The sequence below is a fragment of the Rhizobium sp. PRIMUS64 genome (assembly GCF_023006465.1).
Lineage (GTDB): Bacteria > Pseudomonadota > Alphaproteobacteria > Rhizobiales > Rhizobiaceae > Rhizobium > Rhizobium leguminosarum.
The window spans coordinates 1-21,895 of record NZ_JALBGX010000010.1; the positions used below are offsets into that span (position 1 = coordinate 1).

General features: G+C 62.7%; 16 protein-coding genes and 1 pseudogene. 8 read left to right on the forward strand and 9 right to left on the reverse strand.

The window, feature by feature from the left end:
- A pseudogene (locus tag MOV76_RS06295) lies at window positions 1-173 on the reverse strand (acetyl-CoA C-acetyltransferase); the annotation flags it as partial.
- Window positions 174-196: 23 nt separating this feature from the next.
- Entirely contained in the window at window positions 197-964 is a 768-nt protein-coding gene (locus MOV76_RS06300; protein ID WP_047620464.1) for a 3-hydroxyacyl-CoA dehydrogenase, read from the reverse strand.
- 81 nt (window positions 965-1,045) lie between these two features.
- Here MOV76_RS06300 and MOV76_RS06305 point away from each other — a divergent pair, with 81 nt between their 5' ends.
- The 6 genes from MOV76_RS06305 to MOV76_RS06330 are packed head-to-tail and all read left to right on the forward strand — an operon-like array spanning window position 1,046 to window position 8,088.
- Entirely contained in the window at window positions 1,046-2,131 is a 1,086-nt protein-coding gene (locus MOV76_RS06305) for an AraC family transcriptional regulator (protein ID WP_047620572.1), read from the forward strand.
- 43 nt (window positions 2,132-2,174) lie between these two features.
- Window positions 2,175-3,320 carry an isovaleryl-CoA dehydrogenase gene (locus tag MOV76_RS06310; protein WP_047620463.1) on the forward strand — a complete coding sequence of 382 codons (1,146 nt, stop codon included), beginning with the start codon at window positions 2,175-2,177 and terminating at the stop codon, window positions 3,318-3,320.
- A complete protein-coding gene (locus tag MOV76_RS06315) occupies window positions 3,317-4,927 on the forward strand; it encodes a carboxyl transferase domain-containing protein (protein WP_047620462.1) in 1,611 nt (536 codons plus the stop codon). The genes MOV76_RS06310 and MOV76_RS06315 overlap by 4 nt, the downstream gene beginning before the upstream one ends.
- A gap of 7 nt (window positions 4,928-4,934) precedes the next feature.
- Window positions 4,935-6,803, forward strand: a complete 1,869-nt coding sequence (locus MOV76_RS06320; RefSeq protein ID WP_047620461.1) for an acetyl/propionyl/methylcrotonyl-CoA carboxylase subunit alpha — start codon at window positions 4,935-4,937, stop codon at window positions 6,801-6,803.
- Window positions 6,803-7,255, forward strand: a complete 453-nt coding sequence (locus MOV76_RS06325) for a MaoC family dehydratase (RefSeq protein WP_018246756.1) — start codon at window positions 6,803-6,805, stop codon at window positions 7,253-7,255. The genes MOV76_RS06320 and MOV76_RS06325 overlap by 1 nt, the downstream gene beginning before the upstream one ends.
- Window positions 7,252-8,088 (forward strand): CoA ester lyase, encoded by an 837-nt coding sequence (locus MOV76_RS06330; RefSeq protein WP_047620460.1) that lies wholly within the window; start codon window positions 7,252-7,254, stop codon window positions 8,086-8,088. The genes MOV76_RS06325 and MOV76_RS06330 overlap by 4 nt, the downstream gene beginning before the upstream one ends.
- 17 nt (window positions 8,089-8,105) lie before the next feature.
- Here the strand turns inward: MOV76_RS06330 and MOV76_RS06335 are convergent, their stop codons facing one another.
- The 3 genes from MOV76_RS06335 to MOV76_RS06345 form a co-directional block, all read right to left on the reverse strand.
- A complete protein-coding gene (locus tag MOV76_RS06335; protein WP_047620459.1) occupies window positions 8,106-9,560 on the reverse strand; it encodes an efflux transporter outer membrane subunit in 1,455 nt (484 codons plus the stop codon).
- A 139-nt stretch (window positions 9,561-9,699) separates the two neighbouring features.
- Entirely contained in the window at window positions 9,700-10,998 is a 1,299-nt protein-coding gene (locus MOV76_RS06340) for an ATP-binding protein (RefSeq protein WP_047620458.1), read from the reverse strand.
- A 2-nt stretch (window positions 10,999-11,000) separates the two neighbouring features.
- Window positions 11,001-11,687, reverse strand: coding sequence for a response regulator (locus MOV76_RS06345; protein WP_047620457.1), 687 nt, complete (start codon window positions 11,685-11,687; stop codon window positions 11,001-11,003).
- Between the two features lie 208 nt (window positions 11,688-11,895).
- On the opposite strand from MOV76_RS06345, the gene MOV76_RS06350 reads away from it, so the two are divergent.
- Both MOV76_RS06350 and MOV76_RS06355 read left to right on the forward strand, forming a co-directional pair.
- Complete coding sequence (locus MOV76_RS06350; RefSeq protein WP_247264090.1) at window positions 11,896-12,996, forward strand: efflux RND transporter periplasmic adaptor subunit; 1,101 nt, start codon at window positions 11,896-11,898, stop codon at window positions 12,994-12,996.
- Entirely contained in the window at window positions 12,996-16,142 is a 3,147-nt protein-coding gene (locus MOV76_RS06355) for an efflux RND transporter permease subunit (protein ID WP_247264091.1), read from the forward strand. The genes MOV76_RS06350 and MOV76_RS06355 overlap by 1 nt, the downstream gene beginning before the upstream one ends.
- Before the next feature lie 595 nt (window positions 16,143-16,737).
- Here MOV76_RS06355 and MOV76_RS06360 read toward each other — a convergent pair.
- Genes MOV76_RS06360 through MOV76_RS06375 form a run of 4 tightly spaced genes read right to left on the reverse strand, consistent with a single transcriptional unit; the run spans window position 16,738 to window position 21,890 of the window.
- A complete protein-coding gene (locus MOV76_RS06360; RefSeq protein WP_247264092.1) occupies window positions 16,738-18,159 on the reverse strand; it encodes a mandelate racemase in 1,422 nt (473 codons plus the stop codon).
- Window positions 18,156-19,172 carry a hydroxyacid dehydrogenase gene (locus MOV76_RS06365; RefSeq protein WP_018246748.1) on the reverse strand — a complete coding sequence of 339 codons (1,017 nt, stop codon included), beginning with the start codon at window positions 19,170-19,172 and terminating at the stop codon, window positions 18,156-18,158. The genes MOV76_RS06360 and MOV76_RS06365 overlap by 4 nt, the downstream gene beginning before the upstream one ends.
- Window positions 19,173-19,176: 4 nt before the next feature.
- Complete coding sequence (locus MOV76_RS06370; protein ID WP_247264093.1) at window positions 19,177-19,995, reverse strand: sugar phosphate isomerase/epimerase; 819 nt, start codon at window positions 19,993-19,995, stop codon at window positions 19,177-19,179.
- 29 nt (window positions 19,996-20,024) lie between these two features.
- Window positions 20,025-21,890 carry a GH39 family glycosyl hydrolase gene (locus MOV76_RS06375; protein ID WP_247264094.1) on the reverse strand — a complete coding sequence of 622 codons (1,866 nt, stop codon included), beginning with the start codon at window positions 21,888-21,890 and terminating at the stop codon, window positions 20,025-20,027.
- Window positions 21,891-21,895 lie beyond the last annotated feature (5 nt).

The following is a 21,895-nucleotide window of genomic DNA, read 5'->3' on the forward strand; positions in this document are numbered from 1 at the left end:
CAGCCGAAGACGACCTCCTCAATCGCCTCGGCCGCGATGCGGCTGCGCTGCAGCGCTGCGCGGATCGCCGTCGCTCCGAGCTCCGGCGCTGTCGCCTCTTTCAGCTCTCCCTGAAAGCCGCCGATCGGGGTGCGCGCTGCACCGACGATGACGATGGGATCCTCCAAAACCATCTTTCCTCCTTGGGGCGAAGCGTTCACCGCGCGCCCATCCGCAATGCGCCGTCGAGGCGGATGACCTCGCCGTTCAGCATGTTGTTTTCCAAGATATGGCGTACCAGCCCGGCAAATTCCGCCGGCCGACCAAGCCGCGGTGGAAAGGGCACGCTCTTGCCGAGCGCTGCCTGAACCTCGGCCGGCATATCAGCCATCATCGGTGTCTCGAAAATGCCGGGCGCGATCGACACGACGCGAATGCCGTGACGAGCAAGCTCGCGGGCGATCGGCAAGGTCATCGCCGCCACCCCGCCCTTGGAGGCGGCGTAAGCTGCCTGGCCGATCTGGCCGTCGAAGGCGGCAACCGAGGCCGTATTGACGATGACGCCGCGTTCGCCTTCCGCATCCGGCTCGGTAGTCTGGATCGCCGCCGCTGCCAGCCGGATCATGTTGAATGTGCCAATGAGATTGATGCTCACCGTGCGGGCAAAACTCTCCAGCCGGTGCGGCCCTTCGCGGCCGATCACCTTTTCGGCCGGAGCGACGCCCGCGCAATTCACCAATCCGCGCAAGCCGCCGAAGGCTTCGATGGCAGCGGCAACCGCCGCCGCCCCTTCCTCGCCATCGGTCACGTCGGCCCTGACGAAACGGGCATCGCTTCCGAATTCCCGGACGATTTCCTGTCCGGCTTCCGCGTTGAGATCGGCGATAGTCACCCGTCCGCCCGCCTCCACAAGCATGCGCACTGTTGCCGCGCCGAGGCCGGAGCCGCCGCCGGTCACGATGAAACTTGCACCTCGGATCAGCATGGACCTGTTCCTCCTGCCGGCCACGCCTCCTCCAGGCTCAGCCGAATGACAGGATTCTATTCCGTCGGCCTATTGCAAGCGATGACAGAACTGCTCCATTATTTCGGACAGTTTTGCCATAGAGAGGGCGCGATGGCCGAAATCGAGCGACGCATGATTGCACCGGCCTTTGTCGAGGAGGCCCTCGACAGCCTGCGGCGTCTGGATAAGCCGACAGAGCCTATTCTTGCGCGTGTGGGACTGCCGCCGCTGGTCGATCAACCAGTGTCGGCCGAGACCTATGGCGCTCTTTGGCTGGCAATCGCCGCCGAGCTCGACGACGAATTCTTCGGTATGGGCGGCCGACCGATGCGCGGCGGCAGCTTCACGCTGCTCTGCCACTCTGTGCTGCATGCGCCGACACTGGGTCACGCCCTGCGCCGGGCGCTGCGCTTCCTCGATGTCGTGCTCGACGATCCCAGGGGACGGCTCGTCATCCGCGACGGCCTGGCCGAGGTCGAGCTCACGGATGCCGGCGGCCCGCGTTCAGCCTTCGCTTATCGCACCTATTGGATCATCCTGCACGGCATCACCTGCTGGCTGGTCGGTCGGCGCATTCCGATCCGGCTCGTCGATTTCCGTTGCGCGGAGCCCAAACAAGGCGCCGACTATCGGCTCTTCTTCGGCGCGCCAGTGCGTTTCTCGCAAACCATCAGCCGGCTCGGCTTCGACAGCGCCTTGCTCGACCTGCCGGTGGCGCGCAGCGAACACGCGCTCAAACAGTTCCTGCGCGGCGCGCCCGCCAATATTCTGGTGCGCTATCGCTATGATGCCGGTATCGCCGCCGCCGTCCGCCGGCGCCTGAATCTGGCTACGCCGGCTGCCTGGTCGCGCTTTACCGAGCTTGCCGCCGATATGCGAATGCCGCCCTCCACGCTCCGCCACCGTCTGCACGACGAGGGACAAAGCTATGCCGCCATCAAGGACGACATCCGCCGGGATCTCGCCGTCGAACTGCTGCTGAACACGTCGATGTCCATCGGTGAGATTGCCGTGCAGCTCGGCTATTCCGAGCCGAGCGCCTTCTTCCGGGCCTTCCGGAAATGGATGGGCAAGAGCCCCGAGGTCTTTCGCCGGGAGGAAGCTCTCTCGCAATTGGATGAGCCATTGCAATCAAGGACACTTTGACCCGGCCGCAACCCGCGCTACATATTTCAGCGGGAGGAGTGCCATGTTTGATTTTTCGCTCGGCGAAACCGCGGACGCGATCCGTGAAACGACGGCGCGCTTTGCCGCCGATCATATTGCTCCGCTGGCTGCGGAGATCGACGAAAGCAACACATTTCCACGCCAGCTCTGGCCTGAGATGGGCGTGCTCGGCCTGCATGGAATCACCGTCGAAGAAGAATTCGGCGGCGCCGGTCTTGGTTATCTCGATCATGTCGTCGCCATGGAAGAGATTTCGCGCGCCTCGGCCTCCGTGGGGCTCAGTTACGGCGCCCATTCCAATCTCTGCGTCAACCAGATCCGCCGCTGGGCCTCGCCGGAACAAAAGCGCCGCCACCTGCCGAAGCTGATCTCCGGCGAACATGTCGGTTCGCTCGCCATGTCGGAGGTCGGCGCTGGTTCCGATGTCGTCTCCATGCGGTTGCGTGCCGAGAAAAAAGGCGACCGCTATATGCTGAACGGCACCAAGTTCTGGATCACCAACGCGCCGCATGCCGATGTGCTTGTTGTCTATGCCAAGACCGATCCCGCAGCCGGCCCGAAAGGCATTTCCGCCTTCATCATCGAAAAGGGCCTGCCCGGTTTCAGCGTCTCCAAGAAGCTCTCCAAGCTCGGCATGCGCGGCAGCGACACGGCCGAACTGGTCTTCGAGGATTGCGCGGTGCCGGCCGAGACGCTGATGGGCCGGGAAGGAGAAGGCGTGAAGATCCTGATGTCCGGCCTCGATTACGAGCGCGCCGTGCTTGCCGCCGGACCGCTCGGCATCATGCAGGCCTGCCTCGACGTCGTGCTGCCCTATGTGCGCGATCGCAAACAGTTCGGCAAAGCGATCGGCGATTTCCAGCTGATGCAGGGCAAGATCGCCGATATGTATGTCGCGCTGAATTCGGCGCGCGCCTATGTCTATTCCGTCGCCCGGGCCTGCGATGCCGGCCGCGCGACGCGCACGGATGCAGCCGCTGCGATCCTCTTTGCTAGCGAGAATGCCGTCAAGGTCTCGCTGGAAGCGATCCAGGCGCTCGGCGGCGCCGGCTATACGAAGGAATGGCCGGTCGAACGCTTTTTGCGCGACGCCAAGCTTTACGATATCGGCGCCGGTACCAACGAGATCCGCCGTTACCTCATCGGCCGGGAGCTCATCGCATCATGACGGTGATTACGACTGCGATCGACCGCGACAGTGACAGCTTCAAGGCCAATGCCAGCAAGAACAAGGCGCTTATCGACGAACTCTACGACCGTTCGGCGAAAGCGCGCGAGGGTGGATCGCAGACAGCACGCGAGCGCCACACCGGCAAGGGCAAGCTGCTGCCGCGCGATCGCATCCAGCTGCTCATCGATGCCGGCAGCCCGTTCCTGGAGATCGGCGCTCTGGTGGCTAACGGCATGTATGATGACGAGGCGCCGGGCGCCGGTATCATCACCGGCATCGGCCGCGTTTCCGGCCGCGAGGTAATGATCGTCGCCAATGACGCGACGGTGAAGGGCGGCGCCTATTACCCCCTGACGGTGAAGAAACATCTGCGGGCCCAGGAGATCGCCATGCAGAACCGGTTGCCCTGCCTCTATCTGGTCGATAGCGGCGGTGCCAATCTTCCGCATCAGGCCGAAGTCTTTCCCGACCGCGACCATTTCGGCGCGATCTTCTACAACCAGGCCCAGATGTCGGCCGAAGGCATTCCGCAGATCGCCTGCGTCTTGGGAAGCTGCACCGCCGGCGGCGCCTATGTGCCCGCCATGTCCGACGAAACGGTCATCGTGCGCAATCAGGGCACGATCTTCCTGGCCGGCCCGCCGTTGGTGAAAGCCGCGACCGGCGAGATCATCTCGGCCGAAGAGCTTGGCGGCGCCGAGACCCATGGGCGGCGCTCCGGCGTCGTCGATCATGTCGCCGAGAACGATGAACACGCGCTGCTGCTCGTTCGTGATATCGCAGGCACACTCAACAGTGTGAAATCAGTCGATATCGACCTCAAGCAGCCACAGCCGCCGAAACTCGATGCCGAGGATCTCTGCGGCCTCATCCCGGATGATGTGCGCTCGCCCTATGATGTGCGCGAGGTCATCGGCCGGATCGTCGATGGTTCGGAACTGCATGAGTTCAAGCCGCTCTACGGCACCACGCTGGTCTGCGGCTTCGCCCGCATCTGGGGCATGCCCGTCGCCGTCATCGCCAACAACGGCGTTCTCTTCTCCGAAAGCGCGCTGAAGGGCGCGCATTTCATCGAGCTCGCCTGCCAGCGCCGCATACCTTTGCTGTTTTTGCAGAACATCTCCGGTTTCATGGTCGGCGGCCGCTATGAGGCCGGCGGCATCGCCAAGGATGGGGCCAAGCTGGTGACGGCGGTCGCGACATCAACTGTTCCGAAAGTGACCGTCATCATCGGCGGCAGCTTCGGCGCCGGCAATTACGGCATGTGCGGCCGCGCCTATCGCCCCCGTTTCCTCTTCACCTGGCCGAACAGCCGCATCAGTGTGATGGGCGGCGAACAGGCGGCCTCCGTGCTTGCCACCATACGCCGAGACTCCATGGAGGCGCGCGGTGAGAATTGGCCTATTGAAGAGGAGGAAGCCTTCAAGGCGCCGATCCGCGCCGGCTACGAGGCCGAGGGAAATCCCTATTATGCCACCGCCCGCCTCTGGGACGACGGCATCATCGATCCACGCCAGACGCGGGATGTGCTGGGCCTTGCCTTTTCCGCCTGCCTGAATGCGCCGATCCCGAAAGGGCCGCGCTTCGGCCTGTTCAGGATGTGAGGCGCCGATGATGGAAAGCCTTCTCATTGCCAACAGGGGCGAAATCGCCCGCCGCATCATCCGCACGGCCAAGATGCTCGGCATCCGCACCATCGCCGTCTATTCCGAGGCCGATGCCGGCCTGCCCTTCGTAAGGGAGGCGGACGAGGCGATCGCCATCGGCCCCTCGCCGGCCCGGGAAAGCTATCTCTCGCAGGAACGCATCCTGGAGGCCGCCCGGCAAACAGGCGCTGCGGCGATCCATCCCGGTTACGGCTTCCTCTCGGAAAACGCCGGGTTTGCCGAAGCGGTGGAAAAGGCCGGGATCATCTGGGTCGGCGCGCCGCCTGCCGCCATCCGTGCGATGGGACTCAAGGATGCCGCGAAAGAATTGATGCAGGCGGCCGGCGTGCCTGTGACCCCTGGTTATCTCGGGCCGGACCAGAGCGAAGAGAGGCTGGCGGCTGAGGCGGACACTATCGGTTATCCCGTGCTCATCAAGGCCGTCGCCGGCGGCGGCGGCAAGGGCATGCGCCGCGTCGAGCGCGCGCAAGATTTCGCAGAACTTCTCGCCTCCTGCCGCCGGGAGGCGGCCGCCTCCTTCGGCGACGACCGCGTTCTGATCGAACGTTATATCGCCAATCCGCGCCATATCGAGGTGCAGGTTTTCGCCGACATGTTCGGCAATTGCGTTCATCTGTTCGAACGTGACTGCTCGCTGCAGCGCCGTCACCAGAAAGTCATTGAGGAGGCCCCTGCTCCCGGCCTCGACACCGCTACCCGGGCAGTGATCTGCGATGCGGCGGTAAAGGCCGCAAGAGCGGTGAATTATGTAGGCGCCGGCACCATCGAATTCATCGCCGATGCCTCGGAGGGCCTTCGCGAAGATCGCATTTGGTTCATGGAGATGAACACCCGCCTGCAGGTAGAGCATCCCGTCACCGAGGCAATTACTGGCGAGGATCTGGTGCTCTGGCAGTTGACGGTCGCTAGCGGCGAGCCCTTGCCGAAAATGCAGGACGAGATCGCCATGAACGGCTGGGCGTTCGAAGCCCGGCTCTATGCCGAAAATCCTGCCGCCGGCTATCTGCCCTCGACCGGCCGACTTGAACATCTCAGCCTGCCGGAGTCCGTCCGCGTCGATAGCGGTGTCGAGCAAGGGAATGACATCACCGCCTTCTATGACCCGATGATCGCCAAGATCATTGCCCATGGGCCGAACCGCGAGGCAGCACTTTCGAAGCTCGCAGCCGCCTGCGCAAGTATCGAGGTCTGGCCGGTCAAATCCAATGCCGGCCTGCTCGCCCGCATCGCCGTCGATCCGGATTTTCGCGCAGCTCGGATCGATACCGGCTTTCTCGACCGCCATGGCGATAGCCTTGTGGCGACGGAGCCGAGCGAAATCGCGATCGACACCGCAGCCACCGTGCTGCTTTCAAAAGATACCGATGGCGATCCCTGGTCCGCGCTCACTGGGTTCCGCATCGCCGGCGCGGATGACAAGAGGGTGCGTATCCGTATCGGCGATCATCTCCATTGGGGGCAATCGCGTCGGGAGCTTGAGGCAAAGACCGTCACGATCGGTGAAACGACGGTGCTTTTCGACGCCGGCAATGCCTGGCCGATCCGCCTGCCCGTTGCCAGCGAAGTCGAGGCAAGTCAGGGCGCCGGCGATGGCGCGATCCTTTCGCCCATGCCCGGCCTCGTCATTTCGGTGGATGTCGCCGAAGGCGATCGTGTCGCCAAGGGGGACCGCCTGCTGACGGTTGAAGCGATGAAAATGGAACATTCGCTGCGCGCACCCTTCGATGGAATCGTCGAAAAACTGCAGGTTTCCTCGGGTATCAGGGTCTCGGAAAACCAACTCGTCGTCAGCGTTGTGAAGGAGCAGGATTGATGGCCGGCCGTTATTTCGACGAGTGGACGGTCGGCGACCGCATCGCCCACGACATCCGCCGCACGGTCACCGAGACCGACAACCTGCTCTTCACGACGCTCTCCCACAATCCGCAGCCGCTGCATCTCGATGCCGATTATGCGGCCGGCACCGAATTCGGCCGGATCGTCGTCAACGGCACCTTCACCTTTGCGCTCACCGTCGGCCTTTCGGTCGGCGACACCACGCTCGGCACGCTCGTCGCCAATCTCGGCTATGACAAGGTGACGATGCCAAAGCCGGTTTTCATTGGCGATACGCTGCGGGTGGAAACCGAGGTGATGGAACTGCGTCGCTCGAACTCCCGCCCCGATGCCGGCATCGTCACCTTCCGGCATATCACTCTGAACCAGCGCGGCGAAACCGTCTGCCAATGCCTGCGCACGGCAATGCTGAAGGTGAAGCCGTCATGAGGCTGCGCTCGCTGCTCTTTGCGCCCGGTGACCGGCCGGAGCGTTTCGAAAAGGCGCTCGCCTCAGGCGCCGATGCCGTCATTCTCGACCTGGAAGACTCGGTTGCGCCCTTAAACAAGCCGAAAGCGCGCGAGAACGTGCACGAGTTCGTCCTGCATCATGCCGGCGAGACCGCTCTCCTGATCCGCATCAATCCCCTCACCTCGCCAGAATTCGAAGACGACCTTGCCGCTTTGAGCGGCCTTCATCCTTTCGCAATCGTGCTGCCGAAGGCCGAGGGTGCCGCTTCGGTGCTGAAGCTCGCAGGCTCTCTTGCATCTGCAATTCCCATCTTGCCGATCGCAACCGAAACGCCATCGGCGATCTTCGAGATCGGCAGCTACCGGGATGTCTCGACCAGCCTCTGCGGCCTGACATGGGGTGCGGAGGATCTGCCCGCCGCGATGGGGGCTACGACCGCGCGCAGGACGGATGGCCGCTATACGCCACCTTACGAGCTTGCCCGTTCGCTCACGCTATTCGCAGCCCATGCCGCCGCCGTTCCGGCAATCGACACCGTCTATCCCGATTTCCGTGATCTCAACGGTCTCAGGGCCTATGTCGGCCGCGCCCGGCGCGACGGCTTTTCCGGTATGATGGCCATCCATCCAAGCCAGGTCGAAGTGATCAATCACGCCTTCACGCCGGATGCATCCGAAATCGCCTGGGCGGAGAAAGTCGCCGCCGCCTTCGCCGCCAGGCCCGACGCAGGCGTCATTCAGCTCGACGGACGCATGCTGGACCTGCCGCATCTAAAGCTCGCGATCCGCATTCTCGATGTGGCTGGGCGATAGAGCAAATGCTCCGCCAATTAGTCTGACTTCGCCGTTCGCTCGGGAGCGTTCTGCGCTTGTTGCGTCAGGTAGCCGGCGCCAATGGCGACGTAGAGGTCCACATAGTCCTTGGCAACCTGCTGTACGGTGGCTGCAAGGCTTGCCTGGGCATCGGAGACCGAACGTTGAGCGTCCAGCACATCGAGCAGAGATGAAGCTCCATCCTTGTAGCTCGTGGTCGAAAGTGCGAGCGATTCCTGGGCCGTTTCCACCTGCCTGCGCAGCGGTCCCAACGTCTGCCTGTCGCGGCGGACTGCAGACAGGGCGTTTTCCACCTCTTCGACCCCGTTCAGCACCGCCTCTTTCCAGGCGAGATACTGGGTCTTGGCATCGGATTTTTCGATATCGACATTCGCACGCAATTTGCCGCCATCGAAGATCGGCAGGTTGAGCGTCGGTCCGAAAGACCAGCTGGTCAGGGTTCCGCCGCTCGCACCGGATGATTTGACCCAGCTCGGCGAGATCGAACCGGAGAGCGAGATCGACGGGTAGAGCTGGGCTTCGGCAGCGCCGATGTCGGCAACGGCTGCAGCCAGATCGCGTTCAGCCTTGTGGATATCGGGACGGTTGCGGATGAGATCGGCCGGAATGCCGGCGCGAATGTCGCCGCGGAAAACCGGCTGGCCGGCGCTTTTCTGCAGCTCACCCATCAGCGAGGCCGCCGGCATCCCGAGCAGAGTGGCAATGTGATGGGCTGACTCGGTGAAGCTCTGTTCGAGGCCGGGAATGTCGGACTTTGTCGACTGTACCAGGCCCTCGGCCTGAACGACGTCGAGGCGGGAGGCCGCACCTGCCTTGAGCTGCAGCTGTGTCAGTTCGTAAGTCTGTTGGCGGGATTTCAAGCTCGCCTGTGAAAGCGCGATTCGCTCCTGGTAATAACGGGCGTCGATATAGCTCTCGATCAGGTCTTTCAGGAAGGTGAGCTTTGTGTTGTCGGCCGTTGCATAGGCGGCCCCCAGCGAGGCGATGGCACTCTCCTTCGAGCGACGGTATTGGCCGAAGAAGTCGAGCAGCCAGGAAAGGCTGGCCTGGCCGCCTGTGGTATTCTCGGTGCCGACCGTCGTGCGGAGCCGCCCCCTCTCGCCGGATACCGTGTGCGATGCGTCGACACTGAGGCTCGGCAGGCCGCCGGCGCCGGCAACCGTGACATTGGCGGAAGCCGAGTTGATGCTCTCGAGCGCCTGCAGCACATCGAGGTTCTCGCTGAGGCCATGGGCCACCAGGCCGTCGAGCCGCTTGTCGCGATAGGCCGTCCACCACTGTGCCGTCACGACATCGCCGTTGCTCTTGGTCCCGCCCTCTTGGAATTTAGCAGGAAGCGGCATCTGTGGGAGAGCGTGATCCGGGCCGCTGACGCAGCCTGCCACCAAAAGCGTGAGTGCCGATGTGGCGTAGCGGAGGGATGATATTCTTGTGCAGAGCGACGGACTCACTGGCGAGCTTTCTGAACCGGGATCGTAGGTTCAGGCTTAGCGGCGCCAACGTTAATGGCGGTAAAGACACTGTAAAGTTAGGTAAAGTCTGGGTTGCGGGGCCTCATCCACCACCGCCTCGAGCTTCGTCGATTGGTCCTCAGGCGTGTTCGTCCGCCAAGCCATAGGGTACCGGCTTCCTGGGAAGCTCCAGGGTGACCGCCAGGCCTCCGGCATCCGGCAATGACGCATGTACACGCCCGCCGTGGCGTTCGATCGCCTGCCGGGTGATGGCCAGACCCAGGCCGTATCCGCCTCTTGGCACTGCCTCTTTACCACGTGAGAACGGCTGGAAGATCCGTTCGAGTTCGTCTCGCCGGACACCCGGCCCCTGATCCGTGACGCAGATTTTGAGGCGGCCGGTCGTCGCCTCGCAAGCCACTGATACGTGCGAATGCTCGGCCGTGTATTTGACGGCGTTGCGGACAACGTTTTCGAGCGCCCTGTAGATCAGCTCACCTTCGACCTCGGCGCGGAAGGTGCCCTCGACACTGGTTGTGATCGAGACCTCCCGTGCCTGGGCTTCGAATGCCGCGTCGCCGAGGATTTCGTTGAGGAGCTCGATGACATCCAGGGCCTGGGTCTTCAGCGGCAGGCCGGAGCCCGCGGTCAGCCTGGCTAGCGTCAGAACTTCGCCGACCAGCGCGTCGAGCCGTTCGACCTCCCGGTCCATCCGATCCAGCATGGCGCCGAGTTTGGCCGGGCTTTGCCGAAGGACGCCGACGGCGGCCTGCAGACGAGACAGGGGCGAACGCAATTCATGGGAGACGTCATGAAATAGCCTCTGCTGCGCATCCTGGAGCTCCTGAAGCCGCGCGGCAGTGGAATCGAAGTCGTGCGCCAGTGCGGTGACTTCATCCTTTCGGCCGGCCATCTGGTTGCCGATACGGAAGTCGAAGCGGCCATGGGCGAGCGCGCTCAGGCCGTCGCGCAGATGTACGACGGGTCGAATGAGATAGCGGGCGAGTGCGGCGGCAGCGACCGTACTCGAAACGAAAATCGAAAGCCAAGGCACCAGCAGCGCCAGGTTGTCCGCAATGTTGAGAAGGAAGTTCGCTTCTGGCGCCACGGAGATCCGGTAGCAAATTCCGTCCTTCAGAATGGACTTCGTCTCTGCCCTGCCCTCGTCTCCGCACGCAGGCGACTCCATGGTTTTCGAAAGCGTCAGACCTAGTGGCACCGTATATTCACTTGTGCGGATGAAGCGCGCTGCGGCGTCCTCCCCATCCCTTGCGAGCACGTTCGCCGTCAGCTTCAGAATGATCGCTCGCTCCTGGTATTCGCGATCGCGGCCAGGCGGCGGGATCTGAAAGAGGTTGACGATCACGATGATGACCGTGAGCGTCGTTGCAAGCGTCAACCAGATCGTCGCGAAAAATTTCCAGAAAAGCCGGGGCATGGTCAGTCCACAAGTAGTTGATAGCCCTGGCCGCGAACGGACTGGATCCAGGATTGTCCGTCCTCCCTCAGTCCGAGCTTCTGACGAACGCTGCTGATATGGACGTCGATGCGGCGATCGAACGGGGTCAGCGGCTTGCCGAAGGCCCGCTTCGAAATTTCCTGCTTCGACACGAGCTGGCCGGCGCTGCGGGCAAGCACCTCGATCAGGCTGAACTCGGTGCCGGTCAGATCCAAGGTTTCTCCACGCCATTCGGCGATCCTGCTGCTCGGATGAATCACGAGTTTTCCCGCCCTGATCGTGTCGGTCGTCGCGCCGGCCGCAGGCTGACCTGCCCGACGGAGGATGGCGCGCAACCTCGCCGCAAGTTCGCCCGGCGAGCAAGGCTTCGGCACATAGTCGTCCGCGCCGAGATTGAGACCCGATATCCTGTCGACGTCATCGCCCCTTGCGGTCAGCATCAGGACCGGGACCTGGCTGAGCTTCCTGATCCTCTGCAGAACCTCGATCCCGTTCATCCGAGGCATCATGATGTCGAGCACGATAATATCGACCGTGTTGCCGGCAGCAGCGGCAATCGCGGCGCGACCGTCCGTATCCGTGACCACCTCATATCCTTCTTCGACCAGATATTCCTGCAGAAGCGTCGTCAGCTCGGCATCGTCGTCGATGAGGAGAACCTTGTTCATTCACTTCGTCCGTCATTGATCCGGGTAAGCCATACTGCACAAACACAGTCGCATGAGCGAGTTTTACCTAACTTAACACTAACTTGACCGCACTTAACGTTCACCCCGTTACTTATCCTTCCATGACATCACCGCGAGCCAGGATCGGGTTGCCTCAACATGAGCCGCAATCCTTCATCGAGTTGGCACGGATCGGGAAAAGGCACCCATGCCTTTGACCACAAGGAGTGCATCGTTGAGAAAACCGCCCAGAATATTCGCTGCTGCTCTTGTTGCGGCAGCGCTCCTGCTTCCCCTGCGCAATACCATGGCGGATCAATCCGCCGCACCCGCCCTTACCGTCTCGCTGGTAACGCCAGCTGAGCGGGACTGGCCGGAAACCGTTCCCGCAAGCGGTTGGCTGAAGCCTTGGCAGGAAGCCATCATCGCTTCCGAGACGAGCGGTCTGCGCGTAACCGAAATCCTGGCCGACGTCGGTTCCGTGGTTAAGAAGGGGCAGACCCTCGTGCGGCTGTCGCAGGACAGCGTGCAGGCCGACCTTCGCAAGCAGGAAGCGGCTGTCGTGACCGCTAAGGCAAACCTGACAAAGGCGAAGGCCAATGCCGATCGGGCTCGGCAGCTACGCTCTTCGGGCGCCCTTTCGGATGAGAAGATTGTCGAATATTTCGCCGACGAACAGACCGCGACGGCAAGTCTTGCGTCTGAAGAGGCGGCGCTCGACAGCCAGAAGATCAAGCTCGACCAGACAACCGTCACGGCCGTCGACGACGGCCTGATAACCTCGCGATCGGCCGAACTCGGCGCGGTCGTCTCGTCGGGCACCGAACTGTTTCGCCTCGTCCGTCAGCAGCGGGTCGAATGGCAGGCCGAGGTTTCGGCCCGTTACCTCTCACGCATCTCGGAAGGATTGAGCGTCGACATCGACGGGCCGGACGGACGTCCCCTTCAGGGCAAGGTAAGGCTCGTCGGACCTTCGATCGACACCAATACAAGCCGGGCGATCGTCTATGTCGCGCTTCCCCAGGACGTTCAGCCGCGCACCGGTCTTTATGTCACGGGCACTATCGAACTGAGGACCACGCCGGCGCTGACGGTTCCGGAGACCGCGATCGTTTTCCGTGACGGCATAAACTACGTCTTTGCCGCCGGCGAGAACAAGCGGGTAAGGCGGGTGCGGGTGGAGACCGGCCGTCGCACCGACGGCGAAGTCGAGATCGTCTCCGGCATAGATAAGTCGGCGAGAGTGGTGACGTCGGGCGGAGCGTTTCTGTCGGACAACGATCTCGTGAAGATTGCGGGAGAAGGTTGATGAACTTTTCCGCATTTTCAATCCGCAATCCCGTACCGGCAATCCTGCTCTTTGCGATGCTTGCCGTCGGCGGTTTGCTGGCCTTCAAGCATCTGCCGGTCCAGAATTTCCCCGATATGGACCTCCCGACCATCAAAATTACCGCGACGCTCGATGGCGCCGCGCCGGCGCAGCTCGAGACGGAGGTCGCCCGCACGATCGAGGACAATCTTGCCTCGCTGAGCTATCTCGACCACGTCACCACGACGATCACCGACGGCACGGTGTCGATCAGTGTCTCCTTCAAACTGGAGAAGGACAGCGAAACGGCCCTGAATGAGGTTCGCAACGCCGTCGACAGCGCACAAGCCGATCTGCCGGCGCAGATGCAGACACCAAGCGTCACCAAAGTCACCGTGCAGAGTTCGGCGCTGGTCACCTATGCCATCCGGTCTACGGCCCTCAATGAAACCGAGCTCTCCTGGTTCATCGACAACGATCTGACCAAGGCGCTCCTGTCGGTACCGGGCGTCGGACAGGTCAACCGCATCGGCGGTGTCGACCGCGAGGTTCACGTCGACCTCGATCCGACAACGATGGCTGCATTCGGCGTCACCGCGACCACTGTGTCGGCGCAATTGAAGTCGGTTCAGGCCGATACTTCGGGTGGCCTTGGGGAGATTGGCGGCACCCGTCAGACATTGCGCACGCTCGGCGCCGTGGCATCGGTCGACGCTCTGAAGGAGCTTAGAATTCCCCTGGCCAACGGGCAGCAGGTTCGCCTCGATGACGTCGCATCCGTCACGGACAGCTTCGCGGAGCGTTCTTCGATGGCCTATCTCGACGGTAAACCGGTGGTCGCGGTCGAGATCAAGCGCTCGAACGGGTTTTCGGACAGCGGTGTCGCGGACGATGTCGACAAGGCTATGAAACAGTTCGCAGCCAAACATTCCAACGTGCAGATCGAGGAGGCCTACAGCACGATCGGGCCGATCATCGACAACTACGATGGTTCGATGCACATGCTGTACGAAGGGGCGATCCTGGCGATCATCGTCGTCTGGCTCTTCCTTCGGGACTGGCGTGCGACCATCCTGTCGGCCGTGGCGCTGCCATTATCGGTCATACCGACCTTCCTTGTGATGTACCTGGCCGGCTTCAGCCTGAATATCGTCACCTTGCTGGCGCTGTCGCTCGTGGTCGGCATCCTCGTCGATGATGCCATCGTCGAGGTCGAGAACATCGCCCGCCACCTGCAAATGGGCAAGCGACCGATCGACGCCGCCATGGAAGCGGCCAACGAGATCGGGCTCGCCGTCATTGCAACCACCTTCACGCTGGTCGCGGTCTTCCTGCCGACGGCCTTCATGAGCGGCATACCGGGACTTATATTCCGCCAGTTCGGTATCACCGCCGCGGTGGCGGTCCTCGTCTCGCTCGTCGTCGCACGCCTGCTGACGCCGATGATGGCCGCCTATTTCATGAAGGCCCATCCGACGGAGGAAAAGGATGGCCGCGTCATGCGCGCCTATCTGGCAATCGTGAAAGCCGCCATGAACCGCAGGAAGACCACGGTGGCAGTGACTGCCGTCGTCGTCGCGCTTTCGCTTGCCACCATCCCACTCCTGAAATCCGGCTTCCTGCCCGCTTCCGACGACGCACGAGCCCAGATCACGCTCACCATGCAGCCGGGTGCCACTATCGAGCAGACGGACGCCACCACCACGAAGGCCGCCGATATCGTCGGCAAGCTCCAGGACGTGACACATGTCTTTTCCTCGGTCGGTTCCGCATCCTCGGGCGGTGGCCCCGACTCGAGCACCACGAGCAGCGTCGGATCCGCGACGATCGTCGCTGTACTGTCGCCCATCGGCGAGCGCGATCGCAAACAGTCGGAAATCGAAAACGACATCCGGCAGGCTCTCTCGGTGCTTCCCGGTGTGCGGGTCGCGGTCGGCGGCGGTGGCAACGGCACGAAGCTGGAGATCACCCTTGCCAGTGACGATGCCAACGCGCTTGACAGTGCAAGCACGGCGCTCGAGGAACAGCTCCGCACGCTGCAGGGCATCGGCGCGGTGACATCAACAGCGGCCAGGCAAGCGCCCGAGATCCAGATCACGCCCGACGTTGCGCGCGCTGCAGCGCTCGGGGTGACCTCGAGCGCCATCGCCGAGGCGGTGCGCGTGGCGACGAATGGGGAATATTCCGCCGATCTGCCGAAGCTCAACCTGCCACAGCGCCAGGTTCCCATCGTCGTCCGCTTCAGCCCCGAGACACGCACCAAGCTCGACGATATCAAGAACATGCGGGTAGCCGGAACGAACGGCAATGTCGATCTCGGATCGATTGCCGATATCCGGATCGGCGGCAGCCCGTCGGAGATCGACCGCATCGATCGGATGCGCAATGTCACCCTTTCCGTCGAGCTCAACGGCCGCATCCTGGGCGATGTCAACCGCGAGGCGCAGGCTCTGCCGGCACTCAGGCGCCTGCCGCCGGGGGTCACCCTTGTCGAACAGGGCGAACTTCAGCGCAGTTCGGAGCTGTTCCAGAGCTTTGGCCTTGCAATGGCGATCGGCGTGTTCTGCATCTACGCAGTCCTCGTCCTGCTCTTCCACGACTTCCTGCAGCCACTCACCCTTCTGATGGCTCTGCCGCTCTCGCTCGGCGGTGCGCTGGTGCCGCTGGTGGTGACCGGAACCAGCTTCTCGATGTCGGCGGTCATCGGGTTGCTCATGCTCATGGGCGTGGTGACGAAGAACTCCATCCTTCTCATCGAATACGCGATCATGTCGCGTCGCCAGGGCATGTCGCGGTTCGATGCCCTTGTGGATGCCTGCCACAAGCGCGCGCGACCGATCATCATGACCACCATCGCCATGGCATTCGGCATGCTTCCGGTCGCTCTCAGCCTGACAGGCGGCGATTCCAGCTTCCGGCAGCCGATGGCGATCGTGGTGATCGGCGGGGTCATGATGTCGACGCTGCTCAGCCTCATCGTCATCCCCGTCATCTTCACCTTCGTCGACGACCTCAACGAGGCGCTCAAGCGCCTTGTGCGCCGGACCGGGCCTGATACCGCCGACTCGGAACCACAGGCATCCAACGATCGCGCGGCGATCACCTTCAAGCCCGAGCTTTCGAAGCGAGGGCAAGGTCAGAGATGACTGCTTTTGGCAAGCTATTCGCAAGATGGTCCAGCGCCCGATACCGGCGACGCCCGGCGACCTTCATGGCAACCTCTTCGGTCGAATTCCCTCCCCCGGAACGAGACCGCGGGACGTGTTCCCCCGCAGGCGGCCTCGCGCCGCCTGCGCGTCCTGCATCTTCCCTGCCAACAGCGTACCTCGCTGTGTCACAGAAAGAACCTTTACCAAACTTTACACTTCCTTAACCGCGCTTAACATCCGCACAGCTATTAGAGTTCGACCTCAGCTCAATCCGGAGTGTCGTGTGTCCAAGGCACATCGAAATATTCTGCGTTGCCGCCTCGCGGAGCGGAAAATCATACTTGCCGAGATTTGGCCGTGGTTGCTGAAGCTTAATTCAAAGAATTATATCTCAATTTCTGCTTTCTTAAGTCCCTGGATCCAATCAGGCCGAGCAGAAAACGTTCGAATAGAGCGTGATGCTCTACTGGAAGACATTTCAATTGGAGGAACGGGGTGATTGATGCTCCGGGTGATCAGCACGCGTTTGCTGGACAGATCGAACAGCTCAACAGGGCAGCACGCCCTATCTCATGCTGAATATTGCCGGGCGTCATGACAATGGCGTCATCGCTTCGAAATCTGGCAAGGCGCCGCTGGCGTAGCCGACCGCCTCGAGTGAAGTGATAGTGATCCGGCCGTCGCGGATCGACAGCAGCGGTCCGTCGGCTCCCTGCTCGTAGAGATCGGGATGGGCCGCAGCAAAGCGCGCCTTCTCCGCCTGCGACGCTCCCTGCATGCCGGCCACATAGTGATGAGCGTTGCGTTCGACATGGGAGAGGCCGAGCAGCGAGACCAGCGCCAGATCCTGCTGCACGGCGAGCCCGGCTTGGCAGGTCAGATCCTCGCCCGAGAGGAACAGTCCCGGCACCGTTCCGGTTCTGATGCGGATCGCCTTCAGTAACGAACGGTAAATGCCCTTGCAGGTTTTCGAGGAGACGCCGGTATAGCCGAGCCGTCTGGCGGAGGCGAAGGCGCCATCGCCGTCGTCGCTCTCATCGATCAGGAAGGGCAATTGCGCCGCCAGATCTCCCAGCGACGTGTCCATGGTGATTGCGCGCGAGAACGGCTGTTCGACAAAGGCAATGGCCGTGCGCAACCTCGCCAGCTGCGGCATCGCCTCGATTTGCGCCAGCAGGGCGGCGAGCTGTTCGGCGGCGCCAAACTGTTCGTTGCCGTCAACCGTCACCCGATAGTCGGGCATGCGGTCCAGCACGGCGGCGATCCGCATCAGGCGGTCGATATCGACATCGATCGCGCCCGAAAGCTTAATCTTGAACCAGCGGTTGCCATAGCGCGTTATCACCGACTCGAGGCTTTCCGGCAGGCCGTCACCGACGGGATAGACGACATCGCCCTCGCTGATCGGATCGAGAAGCCCGATCGTATGCCGGGCCGAGATCGAGCCAGCAGGACGAAGATCGGAAAGCACCACCAGCGCTGCATCCGCGTCGATATCGTCGGGCAGCATGGGGCCGCCGATGCCGACGAGATTGCCCTGCACCGCCTCGAAGAAGGAAATGCCGGCAAGGCGGCAGTAGGCATCGAGCGCGGCGCGGGCGATGAGCGAAGGGCCGAAACCGGCGGCCAACGGATTTCCAGGCAAACGCCGCACGGTTTCCATCTCGTTCAGGCGGGCGGCGGCAAACAATGTCGTCGGCGCCGACGGCTCGAGCGAAGCGGCAGCAGCAGTGCGGATCGAAGTGCGCAACTGATCGACATTCTGCGCCGGCGTCAGCGCCGGGTTCTTGTCGAACCATTTCGGCACCATCATCTCGGCGGCGGCGCCAAGGGCGGTTCGCCCCTCTTCATCCTCGATACGGACCCTGAGAAAGGCTTGCGGCGCCTTTTCGAGAGTTGCCGCGCCAAAGCGGAACGGCAGGCGCAGCTTGATATCGCGCTCGAAGGCGTCGATCTCGATGATTCTGATACGCGGCGCGGTCACGGAACCTCCAATGCTTCTGTCCATGGTCATGCCATGCGGTCGAGCATGGCGCGCGAGACTTCATGATGGAGCGGTTCGCGGCGAAGCAGCCGGCCGATCTCATCCACCATGGCCTGTCCTTGGGCGAGATGCGCCTCTTCGGTGTGACCGGCGGCGTGCGGCGAAATGGTGACATTGGCCAATGCGGGATCGCGGAAGGGACTATCCGGAGGCAACGGCTCGTCGTCAAAGACATCGAGAGCCGCCTCGATGCGGCCGGAGCGGATCTCGGCGAGCAGAGCCGCCTCGTCGACCAGCTGCGAGCGCGCCGTGTTGATGAACAGCGCGCCGGGGTGTAGCAGCGCCAGTTCGGGGGCGCCGATCATGCGGTGCGTTTCGGGCAGGACAGGCGCATGCAGCGAGATCACGTCGCTCTGAGCCAGCATATCGTTCAATTCAGCGCTGAAAACGCCGAGCGCAGCAGCCTCGCTATCGTGGAGAAAGGGATCGACAACCAGCACGCGGCAGCCGAAGGGAACGAGCAGCCGCATGACCGCCCGGCCGACATATCCAGCGCCGACGATGCCGACCGTTCTGGCGCCCAGCAATCTCTGTGGCACGGCTGCGCGGACGTCGAGCCATTCACCGCCGTTGCGCAATTGATGATGCAGCCGATGAATGCCGCGCATGGCGAGCAGCGCTTCGGCGACGACGAACTCGGCAACCGAGGCGGCAATTTTCGAGGCGGCATGGGTGACGCGAATGCCATCGTCGAACAGACGCGCCGGGACCAATGTGCGGACGCTGCCTGCCGAATGGGCAACAAGAGCGAGTTGCGGATGGCGCTGGCGCGCGGCAGGATCGAAGGGCGGCGTGCCCCATCCGGTGAGACATGCCGTGGCGCCTTGCAGCAGGTGGTCGACATCGGTGGCGTCGATGGTGGCGCCGGTCGGCCAACGCACCTCGCCAAGGGCGTTCAACTGGGCAATCGCTGCGTCGTCCAGCATCATCCGGCGAGTTTTTTCGGTCAGCAGTACGGCGATAACGGGAGCCTGTTCGTTCATGGTTCTACTCTTTCGCTGCGGCGACCAGGCGCCTGAGATGGGTAAGATCGGCGCGGACCTTGTCGAGCGCCTGCTCTCGAGAGACGCGGTATTGGGAATGCATCGAGAGCACCCCGGCAAATCCAGTGGCCACCAGATGCGGGACGATTTCGTTCCAGGGCACCATGCCTTCGTCGAGCCCGTACCAATCCGAATGCCATGCGCGCTGGCCGTGAGCTCCGTATGCGCCGGGGAACCAACCGCTGTTCTTGACGCCCATGCAGCAGAACCACGGTTCGAGAATATCGAGGGTCAGACGCCAGTCCTCGCTTCCCTCCCGAATGATCTGATTGGCAGGATCGGGATAGGCGCCGATCCTGACGGGATCACGCCCGGCCAGCAATTGCACCGCCAGAGCGCCCGAGCTGTGCAGGGTGCCGCCGTGAAGCTGGATTGTCAGCTTGACGGCGAAGCGTTCGGCCAGGCGCTCGAAGCCGTCGAGATCGCGCCGCGCCTCATCAAGCTGGGCCTGCCAGCGCCGCGACGGGTCGTAGCGCCAGAAGCCAAGCCGGACCTGCCCGATGCCAGCCTCGCCGCAACAGCCGAGAAGCCGGGATACGGCATCGTCGGGCCGGGTGGAATCGATGGTCGCCATCGGGGTGCGCAGGCCGGCCGCGGCAAAGAGCTTTACGGCCTTGACGATTTCCTCCGGCCTGTCAGGGGAAACGGCGTGGCCATCGCGAATGAGAAGATCGGCACAGTCGAATCCCAAACCGGCGGTGAACCCGGCCGCCTCCTCGAGCGGCAGACCCTCCAGGGTCTTGGTGAAATAAGCGATATCCATCGATCAGATCCCAGGCAGAAAGGCATTGTTCATGAGCGGGAAACACAAAGCTCGCTGCGGCGGCCAAATGCATCGCGGGCGCAGACCGCATAACGCACGCCCTCGGGCGGCGACATGTGCAGGAATGCCGTCGAGATCAGCGGCGCGGGACTGACTTTTTCAAAAGTCCCGCCATTGGTGCTGACCAAGACATCGTAGAAGATGGCAGGCCGGATATCGCCGGAAGCCCAGAAGAGCATGCGCTCTTCCCGACCGCCAAGACCAAGGTAACGTTCGACGACAAGGCCGGTCGGTGCCGCCGGAGGCGCGCCGACATCGGGAACGACAAGCACCTGCGTCAGCGACGGCAATGGCACATCGAGGTCGACGCTGATCCGGCCGTCATCGCAGTCGACGATGCTGATCGGATGCAGCAAGGCGGGCTCCTGCGCCCGGCGCAGTTCGGCAAACTGCGCCTCGGTCGGTGCGGGCGGTGCGCCGACCGGCTCGAAGGGGCCGCGCGGATTGCTTTCGTCGCGCTGGGCCTGCCAGACCTCCATCGGATTGGTGAATTCCTCATCGATGCGCAGCAGGCAAAGCGCGTGGCGGCCGGGAACCAAACCGCTCACCTCGAGGCGGACGGCGGTCCGGCCCGAACGGTTGATGGCGTCGACGCTATGGATGAGGCTGATGGAAACACCGCCGCCCGGCAGCCGTGTCGGCAGGATCGCCAGGCCATCCTGGTCGGGCGCAAGCGGCGGTTCGGCCCTCACCTTGCAAACGCTATCGCCCAGCGTTGCCAGCAGTTCCATCGATGTGAGGCCGGGCTTCTTGATGATGTCGAAGGGCGGCGCCCTGTCGACGTCCGTGACCAGCATATCCAGATTGGTCTTGTGCTCCCACTGCGCCTTGGTGAAATTGCGCGAACCGAAATAGGCAAAGATCGTGCGCTGGCTCCAGCCGCCGATAAAGGCGTGGTCATTGCTGAGGAAGGTGAAATTCGCCGCTTTCGGGGCGATGATGCGCCGGTCGTGCTGTTCGATGATGCGGGCGATGATGCCGGCGTAATAGGCCTTGCCATGCCAGCTATGGTGATCGCTCCACCCAAGCTGCGGATCGCATTCGTCGTTGATGATGGGCAGGCCCGCCAGGCGCGGGTGGTGCTCCTTGAGATAGTCGACGACGAGCAAGGTGCGGTCGACGATACCGTTGGTTTTCGGAGTCAGGTCTTCCTTGCTGCCGTTGACGCCCTTTTCATGGATCGAGATGTAGTCGATGCGCGGCGGACCACCGCCGGTCAGGCAGCTCATGCCGCTGTCGCAATGGGCCATGAGGGCGCGAAAGATCGGCGACAGCGTGCGGGCGGTGCCAGGCCCGCCCATCGGCAGGTTGGGATCGATGGCATCGAGCCCCGCGACGCAGGCGTCGTAATAGTTGGTGTAACCCTTGATCCCGTAGGTCCACCAGCCGGAATCGGCCTCGTTCGTCGTTTCGAAATACCATGTGCGCAATTCGTCCATGCCGTAACGCGCGCCATAACGGTCGACTGTTGCCGTCACGAGATCCCGCCAGCGCCTGACCTGATCCATGTCTTCATAGTCGGTGAACAGGCCGGATGGGTTGCCCATCAGCTCGAAGAACGGCTTCAGCCGGTGTTCGATCATCACGTCCAGCGCGCGATCGAGCAGGGACCAGTCATAACCGGCCCCGCCCTTCGCGCTCAGCAGATTGTAGAGATAGTGCACCCGCAGGAACTTGATGCCCTCATTCGGCAGGCCGCCGATATAGGCAAGCATCTGGCGCATCTCAGGTTCGAGAAGCAGCTCGGCGGGCGAAAAGCCGGTGCCGCGCCAGAACCGGTTGAACGGGCGTACCGCTTCGCTGGCATCAACGTTTATTCGCGTACGTTCACGCATGGGTC